This is a genomic window from Brevundimonas aveniformis DSM 17977 (assembly GCF_000428765.1).
GTDB lineage: Bacteria > Pseudomonadota > Alphaproteobacteria > Caulobacterales > Caulobacteraceae > Brevundimonas > Brevundimonas aveniformis.
Map to the genome: position 1 here is coordinate 519,431 of NZ_AUAO01000002.1, position 12,451 is coordinate 531,881.

At 64.3% G+C, this 12,451-nt stretch carries 13 protein-coding genes and 1 tRNA gene; 8 read left to right on the forward strand and 6 right to left on the reverse strand.

The features are described from left to right. Window positions 1-124 precede the first annotated feature (124 nt). The gene (gene argC / locus G391_RS0107895; protein WP_029087038.1) at window positions 125-1,060 is read left to right on the forward strand and encodes an N-acetyl-gamma-glutamyl-phosphate reductase; all 936 of its coding nucleotides are present in this window, start codon (window positions 125-127) and stop codon (window positions 1,058-1,060) included. Here the strand turns inward: argC and G391_RS0107900 are convergent. Together G391_RS0107900 and G391_RS0107905 are read right to left on the reverse strand one after the other, a co-directional pair. Further along, window positions 1,057-2,136, reverse strand: a complete 1,080-nt coding sequence (locus G391_RS0107900; protein WP_029087039.1) for an endo-1,4-beta-xylanase — start codon at window positions 2,134-2,136, stop codon at window positions 1,057-1,059. The two genes, argC and G391_RS0107900, sit on opposite strands and share 4 nt — an antisense overlap. Then, window positions 2,133-2,930, reverse strand: coding sequence for a WecB/TagA/CpsF family glycosyltransferase (locus tag G391_RS0107905; RefSeq protein WP_029087040.1), 798 nt, complete (start codon window positions 2,928-2,930; stop codon window positions 2,133-2,135). Before G391_RS0107905 ends, G391_RS0107900 begins: the two co-directional genes overlap by 4 nt. A gap of 103 nt (window positions 2,931-3,033) precedes the next feature. Between G391_RS0107905 and G391_RS14255 the strand changes: the two genes are divergently transcribed. From G391_RS14255 to G391_RS0107920, 3 genes are all read left to right on the forward strand, one after another. After that, entirely contained in the window at window positions 3,034-4,173 is a 1,140-nt protein-coding gene (locus tag G391_RS14255) for an acyltransferase family protein (protein ID WP_051257225.1), read from the forward strand. A gap of 110 nt (window positions 4,174-4,283) precedes the next feature. Beyond that, window positions 4,284-5,606: a homogentisate 1,2-dioxygenase gene (gene hmgA / locus G391_RS0107915; RefSeq protein ID WP_029087041.1), complete on the forward strand. Its 1,323-nt coding sequence runs from the start codon at window positions 4,284-4,286 to the stop codon at window positions 5,604-5,606. Next, window positions 5,603-6,610 carry a fumarylacetoacetate hydrolase family protein gene (locus tag G391_RS0107920; protein ID WP_029087042.1) on the forward strand — a complete coding sequence of 336 codons (1,008 nt, stop codon included), beginning with the start codon at window positions 5,603-5,605 and terminating at the stop codon, window positions 6,608-6,610. The genes hmgA and G391_RS0107920 overlap by 4 nt, the downstream gene beginning before the upstream one ends. A 28-nt stretch (window positions 6,611-6,638) precedes the next feature. Here G391_RS0107920 and G391_RS0107925 read toward each other — a convergent pair whose 3' ends face one another. The 3 genes from G391_RS0107925 to G391_RS15595 are packed head-to-tail and all read right to left on the reverse strand — an operon-like array spanning window position 6,639 to window position 8,673. After that, window positions 6,639-7,166 carry a TadE/TadG family type IV pilus assembly protein gene (locus tag G391_RS0107925; protein WP_029087043.1) on the reverse strand — a complete coding sequence of 176 codons (528 nt, stop codon included), beginning with the start codon at window positions 7,164-7,166 and terminating at the stop codon, window positions 6,639-6,641. Continuing rightward, window positions 7,163-7,600: a TadE/TadG family type IV pilus assembly protein gene (locus tag G391_RS0107930; RefSeq protein WP_029087044.1), complete on the reverse strand. Its 438-nt coding sequence runs from the start codon at window positions 7,598-7,600 to the stop codon at window positions 7,163-7,165. The genes G391_RS0107925 and G391_RS0107930 overlap by 4 nt, the downstream gene beginning before the upstream one ends. Beyond that, the gene (locus G391_RS15595; protein WP_156893885.1) at window positions 7,597-8,673 is read right to left on the reverse strand and encodes a TadE/TadG family type IV pilus assembly protein; all 1,077 of its coding nucleotides are present in this window, start codon (window positions 8,671-8,673) and stop codon (window positions 7,597-7,599) included. Before G391_RS15595 ends, G391_RS0107930 begins: the two co-directional genes overlap by 4 nt. A gap of 278 nt (window positions 8,674-8,951) precedes the next feature. Between G391_RS15595 and G391_RS15940 the strand changes: the two genes are divergently transcribed. Continuing rightward, window positions 8,952-9,239, forward strand: coding sequence for an excalibur calcium-binding domain-containing protein (locus tag G391_RS15940; protein WP_342663497.1), 288 nt, complete (start codon window positions 8,952-8,954; stop codon window positions 9,237-9,239). Between the two features lie 34 nt (window positions 9,240-9,273). Here the strand turns inward: G391_RS15940 and G391_RS0107940 are convergent. Further along, window positions 9,274-9,347: transfer RNA gene (locus G391_RS0107940), tRNA-Cys, on the reverse strand. A 140-nt stretch (window positions 9,348-9,487) separates the two neighbouring features. On the opposite strand from G391_RS0107940, the gene G391_RS0107945 reads away from it, so the two are divergent. The 3 genes from G391_RS0107945 to G391_RS0107955 all read left to right on the forward strand — a co-directional run bounded on the left by G391_RS0107945 (window position 9,488) and on the right by G391_RS0107955 (window position 12,376). After that, window positions 9,488-10,120 (forward strand): protein-L-isoaspartate O-methyltransferase family protein, encoded by a 633-nt coding sequence (locus G391_RS0107945; RefSeq protein WP_029087046.1) that lies wholly within the window; start codon window positions 9,488-9,490, stop codon window positions 10,118-10,120. A gap of 136 nt (window positions 10,121-10,256) precedes the next feature. Further along, entirely contained in the window at window positions 10,257-11,726 is a 1,470-nt protein-coding gene (locus tag G391_RS0107950; RefSeq protein ID WP_035304003.1) for a TolC family outer membrane protein, read from the forward strand. A gap of 113 nt (window positions 11,727-11,839) precedes the next feature. Then, a complete protein-coding gene (locus G391_RS0107955) occupies window positions 11,840-12,376 on the forward strand; it encodes a DUF2497 domain-containing protein (RefSeq protein WP_029087048.1) in 537 nt (178 codons plus the stop codon). Window positions 12,377-12,451: the final 75 nt, after the last annotated feature.

Consider the following 12,451-nt stretch of genomic DNA (forward strand, 5'->3'; position numbering starts at 1 on the left):
CTGCGAAGCGGTTGAGATGCGGTGGCGCTTATTTCCCCTCCGCCGCTTCGCGGTCCCCCCCCCAACGGCTTCGCCGCCAGGGAGGAGACTTTATGTTCGAGCCGCCAAGGCTTAGGTGAGGCCCATGACCCTCCCCACCCTCTTCATCGATGGCGAAGCCGGCACGACCGGCCTGCAGATCCGCGAGCGTCTTGTCGGCCGAACGGACCTCAACCTCGTCTCCATCGACCCCGAGCGCCGTAAGGATGCAGCGGCCCGTGCCGAACTGCTGAACGCCGCAGACCTTGTGATCCTGTGCCTGCCCGACAAAGCGGCCAAGGAAGCGGTCGTGATGATCGACAACGAAACCACCCGCGTCATCGACGCCTCCACCTCCTACCGCGTCGATCCCGCCTGGACCTATGGCTTTGCCGAAATGTCGAAGGACCAGCGCGCGGCCATCGCGGCCTCGACGCGGGTGTCCAACCCCGGCTGCTATCCGACCGGCTTCATCGGTCTGGTCAGGCCGCTGGTCGAGGGCGGGATCCTTCCGGCGGACTGGCCGGTCACGGTCAATGCGGTGTCGGGCTATTCCGGCGGCGGCAAGGCAATGATCGCCGAGTTCGAAGGCGAGGGCGGGGACCCGTTCCGCGCCTATGGCCTGACGCTGAAGCACAAGCACATCCCCGAGATGCAGACCTATGCTGGCCTGACCCACCGGCCACTGTTCGCGCCCGCTGTCGGCCGCTATGCCCAAGGGATGCTGGTCGAGGTGCCGCTGCAACTCGGTGCCCTGCCGGGCAAGCCGTCCGTCGCCGACGTCCACGCCGCGCTGGATCAGGCCTATGCTGGAGAGCGGTTCGTCGCCGTTGCCCCGCTGGCCGAGAGCCAGGCCATGACCGGGCTGGAACCGGAAGCCCTGAATGGCACCAATCAGATGCGCCTGTTCGTCTTCGGCGACCCTGCAGGGGATCAAGCGCGACTGGTGGCCCAGCTCGACAACCTGGGCAAGGGCGCGTCCGGCGCGGCGGTGCAGAACCTGAACCTCATGCTCGGCCTCGACGAGGGGGCGGGGCTCTAGCCCCGTAGCGCCTCCGCCACGGCCCAGAACACCGGCTTGGGCTGGCCCAGATCGTCGAACAGCAGAGGACGGTCACTTGGATCGCCGCCGTAATCGGTCCGGCGCAGCCAGGATTCGGCATCGCGCACGCCCCAGACGGTGAAGCCGTACTGCTGGCGGGCGGGCAGGGCGGCGTAGCTTTCCAGCGCCTCTTCATAGAGCCGGATCTGGTCCGCCTCACGCTCGCGCTGCGAGCCGCGGAAAATGCCATCGGGCACCAGTGAACAGTCGAACTCTGACACATGCACCGGCAGGCCCAGGCTGGCGATGTCGCGCAGGGCCGTGGTCAGGGCCCCAGCGGGCAGGTCGACCGAGACGTGGCATTGGGTACCGATACCGCCGATGGGCACGCCCCGGTTCATCATCCGCTCAACCAGATTGAGGAAGGTCCGCCGCTTGGTCGGGTTGCTTTCGAGGTTGTAGTCGTTGGTGAACAGGATGGCGTTCGGGTCGGCCTCGTGTGCCAGTTCGAAGGCGCGGATGAAGTGGCCGTCCTGGCCGAGATTGCGGCTCCATAGGGAGTCGCGCAGGTCCGAGCCCTCATCGGTCACCGGCTCGTTGACCACGTCCCAGGCCCGCACCCGCCCGGCATAGCGACCGGCAACCTCACGGACATAGCCGTCATAGGCAGCCTCCATGGCCCGCCGTGAGCCGTCCAGGCGGGCAAACCAGTCCGGGGTGTCGGCGTACCAGACCAGCGTATGGGCGTGGATGGCCTGACCGTTCGCCCGGCAGAAGGCGGCCAGTCGATCGCCGCCCTCAAAGCGCAGCCGCCCATCCGGCTGGACGATGTACTCCATTTTCAGCTCGAAGCCGGTGTTGACCTGATCAAAGTGGCGCGCGGCCAGCTCGGCGATGATCGGCGTGTCCAGCTCGGTCGAGATGAGCTGGGTTCCGAACGGGTAGGGGGCCAGATCGCGCAACGCCGGCGCGGACCCTTTCGGGGGTGTCTGGGCGGCGGCGGTCGCGCCGATGGGCCGGTCGCAGGCCGCCAGGGCCAGGGTCGAAGCCAGCAGCGCGCGACGAGACAGTCTCATCGAGCCGGCTCGGGCATGGGGGCGGGCGGATCTCGGTCCTGGCGGATCATCGACTTGATCGCCAGTTCGCCAAACAGCAGGGCGCAGCGCGCATAGCGCAGGCCTAGACGCCGGGGCTGGCTGATCAGGCGCCAGGTCCATTCGAAGCCGGTCACCTGCATCCAGCGCGGTGCGCGCGATACCTCGCCGGCGATAAAGTCCAGCGCCGCGCCAACGCCGAGGAAGCCAACCGTGGGGCAGCGTCGGTTCAGGGCCTCGGCCAGCAACTCCTGCTTGGGTGCGCCCAGGCACAGAAGGCATAGTCGCGCGCCCGAGGCATTAATCCGCTCAGCCAGGGCATCGACATCGAAGGTCGGTGCCAGGCCGTTGTCGTCGCCCGGCACCATGGGGGTTTCGGCCCCGGCAATGATCAGGTCGGGATAGGTCGCCTTAAGGCGCGCCAGACCGGCTTCTTGAGCGATCGGTCCCGGGCCGACGACATAGACGGACAGGCCGCGGGCCGCCGCCTGGGCCGACAGCGGCTCGACCAGATCGGCCCCGGTTGTCCGCTCCACGGCCGCCCCCTGACGCCGGGCCAGCCAGACGATGGGGGCCCCGTCGGCCGAAATCAGGCCGGCCGAGCCATAGGCGCGGCGAAACGCGGCACTGGCGCGCAGCTTGACCAGATGGTCCAGGTTCAGGGTGAACAGGGAAAATCCGTCCCCCCGGGCGGCTCGCGTGATAGCGGCTTCGATGGCGTCGTTCTGGGTCGCCAGATTGATGCACACGCCTTCGATGACGGGGGGCTGGATCACGCGTAGGGCTCCGATGTTCACCGACACCATGCCCGAACTCGCTTTAGGGACCGTGAATCGGCCTCCAACAGAGATTTAAGCCTTCTGAGCCAATATCGCCGGTATGAGCACCCCCTCGCCGACGATCGCCAACTATGTGCCTGGCCTTGATGGTCTGAGGGCCTTGTCGGTCAATGTGGTGATCCTGGCTCATATCGGGTTCAGCTGGCTGCTGCCGGCGGGTCTGGGCGTGACGACCTTCTTCTTCATCTCGGGCTATCTGATCACGCTGTTGCTCTGGCAGGAGCGGGGGACGTACGGGCAGGTGGATATGCCCCGCTTCTACGGACGGCGCTTCCTGCGCCTGATGCCCGAGCTGGTGGCTTTCGTGGCGGTGGCCGGACTGGTGATGGGGCCGCTGTTGAACCAGCCTCTGCCGCCGCTTCAGGCCCTGGCGAACCTGACCTACTGGACCAATTATTTCAATATTTTCAATATCGGCGGCGATTGTGCCAACTGTGCGGTGACCGGGCATTTGTGGTCGCTGGCGGTGGAGGAGCACTTCTATCTGATCATGCCCGCCGCCTTGGTTCTGGCGGGGTTCGCCACGCGCCGGATGGCCGGGTTGTTCGGCGTGGTCATTGTCGCCTGTCTGGTCTGGAGAGTCATCGCGGTGACGGTGCTGGGCCTGGGCCCTGACTACACCTATGAGGCCACCGAAACCCGGCTGGATTCCATCGCTTGGGGCTGTCTGGCCGCCGTGATCCAGAGGTCGGCACCGGCGGTCATGGCGCGGGTGGAACGACATGCCTGGGCGGTCTTCCTGATTGGCGGAGCCCTGTTGGCCGGAACCCTGGTCCTGCGTGACCCGGTCTTTCGCGAGACGCTGCGGTATTCGGTTCAGGGGCTGGCGCTGACGATGCTGGTCCTGCCCCTCATCAATGTGGGGCGGCTGGGTTGGATGGTTCAGATTCTGGAGTGGCCGGTCTTTCGCTGGATGGGCCGTCGGTCCTACGGAGCCTATCTGTGGCACATGGCGGCGATCACCTTCGTCGGCCTGGGGATCGGCGTGTCCGGGCCGCTCGAACAGGCTTCCATGAGCCGGCAATTGATCGCTGTGCCGTTCGTCATGGTCCTGGCGTGGGTGATGGCGGGGATCAGCTATCGGCTGTTCTTCCTGCCGGCCCAGGCGTTGAAGCCCTATCTGTTGCCATCGCGCGGACAGAGGATCTCGTCGAGGCCTGATCAAGCAGCTCACGCCTGATCTATTGCCAAGCTCCGTTGCAATCGACGCCCTCGGAGAATAGGACCGGGGGCGATGACGGAGCCGGTACGCCGGAGAGATCTTCGTCGCGCACCACAGGAGCCAAGCTGATGTCGGTCCAGACGCCTTCGGCGGCGGGAGCAGAGCTGCACTATCTGTCGGGTTTCGGCTCGTCGTTCGAAACAGAGGCGGTGGCGGGAGCCCTGCCGGTTGGCCGCAACAGCCCGCAGAAGCCGGCCTTCGGCCTCTATGCGGAACAACTGTCGGGATCGGCCTTTACGGCGCCGCGGGCCGAGAACCGCCGTTCGTGGTTGTACCGTCTGCGTCCGACCGCCCAGCACCCGGCCTACCAACCCTATGCAGGTGCTGCCCGCTGGCGTTCCGGCCCGTTTGATGAGGTCGCGCCCAGCCCCAACCGCATGCGCTGGTCACCGCTGGACTGGCCGACCGAACCGACAGATTTCGTCGATGGCATGACCGCCTATGCCGGGGCCGGCGATCCCGGTGCCCAGTCGGGTCTTGTGGCCCTGGTCTACGTTGCGACCAAGGATATGATCAGCCGGGCCTTTTACAATGCCGACGGTGAGATGCTGATCCTGCCCCAGGAGGGGCGGCTGGACGTGTGGACCGAGTTGGGCCGGCTGCAGGTCGCGCCGGGCGAGTTGCTGTTGTTGCCGCGCGGAGTCCGTTTCCAAGTCGCCCTGCCCGATGGTCGCGCCCGCGGCTATGTCTGTGAAAACTATGGGGCCCAGTTTCGCCTGCCGGAGCGGGGGCCGATCGGCTCCAACAGCCTGGCGTCAGAGCGTGACTTCCTGGCCCCGGTCGCGGCCTATATCGACAGTGACGAGCCGTGCGAGGTCATTCAGAAATTCCAGGGCGGGTTCTGGTCCACGACCTTCAGCCACTCGCCGTTCGATGTGGTGGCTTGGCACGGCAACCTGTGCCCGTTCAAATACGACATCGCACGCTTTGCCACGGTGGGCTCGATCAGCTTCGACCACCCCGACCCGTCCATCTTCACCGTCCTGACCAGTCCGACGGATTCACCGGGCACGGCCAACTGCGACTTTGCCATCTTCCCGCCGCGGTGGATGGTGGCCGAGGACACCTTCCGTCCGCCGTGGTTCCACCGGAATGTGATGAGTGAATTCATGGGCCTGATCCACGGCGTCTATGATGCCAAGGAAGGCGACGGCTTCGCGCCGGGTGGCGCCAGTCTGCATAACTGTATGAGCGGTCACGGGCCGGATCAGGCCACCTACGACACGGCTACCTCGGTCGAGCTGAAGCCGCACAAGATCGATCATACGCTGGCCTTCATGTTCGAGAGCCGTTTCGTCTTTCGTCCGACCCGATGGGCCGTCGAGACACCGGCCATGCAGCTCGACTATGACGATGTCTGGACCGGCTTCAAAAAGGGAACCCCAAAGTGAAACTTGCTTCGCTCAAGTCCGGCCGTGACGGTCGCCTCGTCGTCGTTTCCAACGATCTGGCCTGGTACACCGACGCCGGCTTGATTGCGCCAACCTTGCAGGCGGCCCTGGATGACTGGGAGCGGTGTGAGCCCGAGTTGCGGGCGCTGGCCGAAAGCCTGGAACACGAGGCGGTGCCGACCGGGCGGTTCCATGAGCGGGAAGCCGATGCGCCCCTGCCGCGCGCGTACCAATGGGCCGATGGTTCGGCCTATGTGAACCACGTTGAGCTGGTCCGTAAGGCCCGTGGGGCCGAGATGCCGGAAACCTTCTGGACCGATCCTCTGATGTACCAGGGCGGCTCAGATGGAATGTTGGCTCCGCGCGACCCCATCCCTCTGGCCGATGAGGCGTGGGGCTGTGATCTGGAGGCAGAGATCGTCGTGGTCACCGGCGACGTGCCGCAAGGGGTCAGCCGCGATGAGGCCCTGAAACAGATCCGTCTGGTCGGCCTCGTCAACGACGTGTCGCTCAGGAATCTGATTCCCGCCGAGCTGGCCAAGGGCTTCGGCTTCGTCCAGTCTAAGCCCGCCAGCGCCCTGTCGCCGGTGTTCGTCACGCCCGATGCTTTGGGTGACCGCTGGAATGACGGCAAGCTGCACGGCGAGCTGTCGGTTCAGATCAACGGCCAGGACTTCGGCAAGGCTGATGCCGGCGTCGACATGACTTTCGATTTCGGGACGCTCATTTCCCACCTTGCCAAGACCCGCGACCTCATCGCCGGCTCGATCATCGGTTCAGGCACCGTGTCCAACAAGGACAAGGACGGCGGCCCTGGCAAGCCGGTCAGCGAAGGGGGCCTGGGCTATTCCTGCATTGCCGAGGTGCGGATGGTCGAGACGATTCAGGACGGCAAGCCGACCACCGGCTTCCTCAAGTACGGTGATACGGTCCGTATCGAGATGCTTGATGACAAGCACCACTCGATCTTCGGCACCATCGAGCAGACGGTCGAGAAGGCCTGAGCCCACCGGCCCGCTTCTGCAGCGAGCGTCAGATTGTCACGACACCTTTGGCACGCAGGGCTACGGCGTAGGCGCGAATCTGCCTGTCACTGTTCGGAAACAATCCGATGGGCGGGTTGAAATTGTAGGTGATCAGGACGGCAACGCCGATGTCGGTGTTGGCCAAAGTCGCCAAGGCTTCATTTTTTACATCGGTGGGCAGGTAGGTCATCGTGCCCTGGAGCATGACGATGGCATTGTTTACCCGCGTGATTTCTGCCACGCCTAGAGCCGCCCCGGACACTTGATTGATAACGACGCCATTGGACCTGATGAGGTCCTGGATACCCAATCTGACGCAATCGGAATCGGGACAATCGCCCATCGCTTCGGCGACCTCGACGGCGATCCTGTCAACTTCTCGCTGTCGAGTCTGTTCATCGACGAGGTCGACAATACCGGCCAGCAGGACAAACAGCACAATGGCGATAAAGGTAAACTCTATCGCGGCCGCGCCGGAGGTGTCGGCGGCGAACCTGCGCGCGAGTTTGCGACCATGATCTACCCAGAGCATCATGGCTGTAAAAACAGAGCCTTCCCGCGGACATTCAGCGACGAGATAAAGGGGATGAAGACGACGATGGGAGCTTCAGCTCTCAAAACCATCAGCGTTTCGGACCCTCCCGTTGCGAAGGTCGTGGACATTCCGCTCGCAGAAGCACTTCCGAGGCTGCGCAGTTCAAGCCTTAGATTCGATCGGCAGCTCGGCGAGAAGATGAGTCGGTCACAGATATAGTTGCGCGTCCCAGTCCGATTGGCGGCCTGGACCAAGGCAAGGCCATCTCCCGTCGCAAGGTCAGACAGGGTGTCGTGGATAATGACGCGGGACAGGAAGAACAGGGCGAACTGCAGCACGCCCAGCAACATGAAGATAAAGACCGTCGCGATCAGAGCGAACTCGATCGCGACGGAACCTTGTCTCGCCTTCCAGAAACCGCGCCGAAGGATCACGGGCAGGTTCCCCGACAGATTCGGATGTAGTCGATCAGGCCGCCGACCGTGTCCTGTTGCCCGGAGGCACGCCAACTGAAGCGATAGTTGGCGTCCCGGCTCGCCCGGAACGGAATGCGGCGCTCGACCCATTGGTCGGCATAGACGCAGGAGTCGACGATATTGCTTGCCGCAAATGTGTAATCGCCTTCCCGCTCGGCGTAGACGTCGATACGGTTAGTCTCGTTTTGCCAAGCCCGATAAGGCTCAAGTGCCGCCCCGGCACCACAACCGATCGCCCCGGCAAAGGCGGGGTTCGGGTTACGAACGCGCGAGATATACCAATAGCGAATTTCGTAGTCGCCCCTCGTCAGGCGCAGGATGCGAGACATGGTTGAGTTGGATTGGCAGCCTGAAACGAAGCAATGCGAGTCGAGCTCAGCGAAGAAGTTGCCAAACCGGATCGTCCCGGCCGAGAGCTCGGGCAGGCCATTGATCTCAATGCCAGCATTAAAGGTCATCCATCCGTTCCAATTCTGGAGAACCCCCCAGTTGTTAGAGGCAACGGAATGCCCAGTCTCGAACGACTCCATGAACAGGAGCGTGCCCGGGCTACCCGCACCCGGATCCGCAATCTGACAGGAGCGGGTCACGGATACAGGCGTCGTATTCGCGCCCATGACGGCGGCGAAGACATTGTCGCTGGATCCTGTCCCGGTGACGGTCAGAGTGCTGCCGGAGATAGAGTTCCGTATCTCACCCGATGTGCCGCTGGCGGAAAGCCGACGGGCTGACACCGTATTTGCGGTGCTCAGGAAATAGCTGTTGCTGCGCCTAGCATTTGCGGGCTGACTACGCAGGTAGGTGATCTCGCGTGATGATTGGGAGCAGGATAGCTCCGAAACATTGGCCAGTTCTTGGCGCAGGCCAAAGGCGCGGCTGAGGTCGATGCCGCCGCCCACAGCCAGCACGAGCACCGGCAGGCTCAAGCCGGCAATCAGGCTGATGTTGCCGCGTTGGTCGGCGAGGAAGCTGCGGCAGGACTTGCCCGCCCGCGCAGCCATGGCCATCGTTGCTTGTAGAAGTCTGTCCATGTACCCGTTTTACGGCAACAGGTCTAAGGCCGGGTTAAATGGCAGGGATAAGCAGGCGTTAACGGGGAGGGACCTCGACTGATGATTTCCCTGTGTGGCAGAGGTGACCGAGCGCCCGTTGCAGAGGATGTTGCCTCGTTTGTCCATTCCACGGCGCGAATGTCGGTTAATGACTATGGGCTCGAGCGAGCCGCAGCCGTGACCCTGTCTGTGCAACGTCGCGGTCCGAGCCCCGATCCCACCGATAGGAGGGCCGAATGATTGCCCTTCTGATGTCGATGGTCCTAGCGGCGACCCATCCCGGCGGAACCGATAGTCAGGGCTGCCACAGGGAACGCGCGACCGGTCAACGTCATTGTCACGGCAACCGAGCCGCACGCCCGCCAGTCGAACCCCGCCAGCGGGCGCTCCCTGATGCCGAAAGAGGTCAAACCCCACCCACGCGGGCTTTTCCCAGCTGTGCCGCGGCGCGCGCCGCAGGCCGAACCAACATCAGGAGAGGCGAGCCGGGCTATGGCTCCCACCTGGATCGCGACGACGACGGCATAGCCTGTGAAGCGCGGTGAGGCCGCGTCGATCCAAGGGCGTCGACAGGTAGTTTGGAGGCCTGGCCCGGACTCGAACCGGGGTACACGGATTTGCAGTCCGCTGCGTAACCACTCCGCCACCAGGCCGTGCCGGGAACCCCCATGCGGGGGAGGGCGTTCGCTATCAGATCGTTTGGATGGCCGCAACGTCCGTTCAGACTGATTGCCCGAAAAGGCGGCGCAACCTATAAGCCCCGCGATTACCGCCTTCCTCTGGAGTTCTCCGCATGGACCTCATTTCGGCCCGCAAGGCCATGGTCGATAGCCAGGTCCGCACCTCTGACGTGACCGACATCGCCATTCACAAGGCGATGCTGGAAACACGGCGCGAGGAATTCTGCGAGCCGGATCGGGCGTTCTCGGCCTATGCGGATGCGACGGTGCCGATCAAGAATGGTCGCAGCCTGATGCAGGCCCGCGAAGTGGCCAAGCTGCTGCAAGCCCTCCGGCCGCGGCCCGGTGAGCGAGCCCTGGCTTTGGCGGCTCCCTATGCGGCGGCGTTGCTGGCGCGCATGGGCCTTGAGGTTCAGGCCCAGGAGGCCGACGGGGCAGTGGCCGCCGTGGTCGAACCAGCCCTCGTTGAGGCCGGCGTCACCCAGGTCGTCGGGGATTTGTCCGAACCGGTTGGCTCAGACTGGGACGTGGTGATTTGCGAAGGAGCGGTCGGGGACGCGCCCGCTGCCTGGCTCAAGGCGTTGAAGCCGGGTGGACGGCTGGCGCTTGTTGAGCGTGATGGTCCCGTCGGCCACGCACGCCTGTTTGTTCGGGCGGCCTCGGGCGTTGTGTCGAGCCGCGATCTGTTTGATGCAACCCCGCCAATGCTGGCAGGTTTCGAGAAAAGACCTACATTCGCCCTGTAAGCGGTCGCCCGAGACGGAAATCGGCGACTGGGGCGTGAAAAAACCTTAACTGGCCTCGCAGCCCGGTTCTGCGATCTAGGCCGGATAGAATAAAGCAAAGGATCAGGCGGCCCCTGCCGCCAGAGGGATTGTCTTGATGTCACTTCGTCGTCTCCTCAGCGTTGCCGTCGCCACGACTGCGCTGATCTCTGTCGCCCAGCCGACCTCAGCCGAGGATCTGCGCGATGCCATCATCCTGGCCTATCAGACCAACCCGACCCTGCTGGCCCAGCGGTCGCAGCAGCGGGCAACGGACGAATCCTATGTCCAGGCCCGCGGTGGACTGCGGCCCCAGGTCGATGCGTCAGCCGGTGTTGGTTATGTGCGTCAGTGGCCACATCCCACCTTTGGATCGGACGAGAGCAACTCAACGTCAGCGACAATTTCGCTATCCCAGCCGCTCTATACGGGGGGGCGCATTGCCCACGGCATCGACACGGCCATGGCCGGTGTTGAGCGGGGCCGCGAAAACCTTCGTAACGTCGAACAGCAGATCATGCTGGCGGTGATCCAGGCCTATGCCGACGTGATCCGTGACACCGAGGTTCTGCGCATTCGCGAAACCAATCTGGGTGTGTTGCAGCGCCAGCTGGAAGAGGCCGAGGCCCGCTTTGAGGTCGGTGAGATCACGCGGACGGACGTCGCCCAGTCCCAGGCCCGCCTGGCGGCGTCTGAAGCGGATCTGGCCAGCGCCCGGGCTCAGCTGGAAATCAGCCGTTCGGGCTATACGGCGGTTGTGGGTCAAGCCCCCGGAACACTGGAGCCGTTGCCGGCCCTGCCGACGACGCCCAGTGACTTCGATGTGGCCCTGGATGCGGCTCTGAATGACAATCCCGAACTTCGGGCAGCGATGTGGAATCTGGCGGCGGCGGATTCCGCCGTCGCTGCGGCCCGGTCAGAGTATCTGCCGTCGGCCGGCCTGTCGGCCAGCTACGGCACAGCAGGCACGGCTGAGCCCTTCGGCCTGGATGATCAGCAGACCTTGCGGGCCGGCGTGAATGTGTCGGTCCCGCTCTATGCTGCGGGTATTCATCGGTCGCGGGTTCGCCAGGCCCTGGAACAGTCCAACACCGCCCAGCTAGGCGTCGAGGGTGCACGGCGGGCTGTCTTGCAGGACGTGGCGTCGTCTTATGCCCAGGTCCTGTCGACGACCTCGACGCTGACCGCTTCAGAGCAACAGGTTCGTGCGGCGCGCATTGCCGCAGAGGGCGTCCGTCAGGAGGCCCAGGTCGGCTTGCGCACGACCCTGGACGTGCTGAACCAGGAGCTGGAACTGCGCAACGCCGAGATCGCCTATGTCTCGGCCCAGAGAAATCGCTACATCGCCCAGGCCTTGCTGCTGTCGGCGATCGGGGGCCTGGAGGGGCCGGATCTCGTCAGCGAGGTCCCTGCCTACAATCCCGATGCCAACTTCAACCGCGTGCGTCGCGCAGGTGGCGTGCCGTGGGAAGGGCTGGTTGAGGGGCTCGACCGACTGGCCACCTTCCCGGTGACGCCGGCCCCGGATGAGCCCAATGCGCCCATCGATGATCAGCTTTCGTCCGAGATCATCCGCACGGCACCCTGATCGATTCGCGCCAATGGCGAAGTCGTCGTTGATTTCGTAATCGTTTGGCGTCATGCGTGATGGGAACGGTCGCGCTTGGCCGTGCTGAACACTCGACCCAGGATCAAGGGCCCATGTCTGACCAGACGCAGGAACCGACGATGGAGGAGATTCTCGCCTCCATCCGCCGCATCATCTCAGAGGACGAACCGGCTGAAGGTGCGCCTGCGGCAGAGGTGGCCCCGGCCCCCGAGCCGGAACCCGAACCTGCGCCGCCGGCACCTGAGCCCGTCGCCGAGGTGATGCCCGAGCCTGAGCCCGAACCCGCGCCGCCGGCACCTGAACCAGAGCCTGTTGTGGCCGAGGAAGTGCCCCTCGATCTCACGGACCGCTATGAAGAGCCGGTCGCCGAGGTCGAGACGATCGGTGACATTGAAGCCAGTGTCGCGCCTGATCCCTTCCCCGTCATGCCCGAGCCTGCGCCAGAGCCTGAGCCGGCTCCCGCGCCGACCGTTACGGACACCGTCGTGGCCTCCATGGCCGGCGGCACGACGGTCGAAGAACTGGTGCGCTCGATCGTCGAGCCCCAGGTCCGCACCTGGCTCGATGAAAATCTCGACGGCATGCTTCGTGACATGCTGCGCGAGAAGCTGAACAACGTATTCCGCTAACCGCCGCGACACACCTCGCGGCGTGAACAAGGGCGGCTCCTTTTCAGGGGTCGCCCTTTTCCTTTTCCGAAACGA

Coding starts and splice junctions, on each gene's coding strand:
- argC (WP_029087038.1), top strand. CDS start 125: ATGACCCTCCCCACCCTCTTCATCGATGGCGAAGCCGGCACGACCGGC.
- G391_RS0107900 (WP_029087039.1), bottom strand. CDS start 2,136: ATGAGACTGTCTCGTCGCGCGCTGCTGGCTTCGACCCTGGCCCTGGCG.
- G391_RS14255 (WP_051257225.1), top strand. CDS start 3,034: ATGAGCACCCCCTCGCCGACGATCGCCAACTATGTGCCTGGCCTTGAT.
- hmgA (WP_029087041.1), top strand. CDS start 4,284: ATGTCGGTCCAGACGCCTTCGGCGGCGGGAGCAGAGCTGCACTATCTG.
- G391_RS0107925 (WP_029087043.1), bottom strand. CDS start 7,166: ATGATGCTCTGGGTAGATCATGGTCGCAAACTCGCGCGCAGGTTCGCC.
- G391_RS15595 (WP_156893885.1), bottom strand. CDS start 8,673: ATGGACAGACTTCTACAAGCAACGATGGCCATGGCTGCGCGGGCGGGC.
- G391_RS15940 (WP_342663497.1), top strand. CDS start 8,952: ATGGTCCTAGCGGCGACCCATCCCGGCGGAACCGATAGTCAGGGCTGC.
- G391_RS0107945 (WP_029087046.1), top strand. CDS start 9,488: ATGGACCTCATTTCGGCCCGCAAGGCCATGGTCGATAGCCAGGTCCGC.
- G391_RS0107950 (WP_035304003.1), top strand. CDS start 10,257: ATGTCACTTCGTCGTCTCCTCAGCGTTGCCGTCGCCACGACTGCGCTG.
- G391_RS0107955 (WP_029087048.1), top strand. CDS start 11,840: ATGTCTGACCAGACGCAGGAACCGACGATGGAGGAGATTCTCGCCTCC.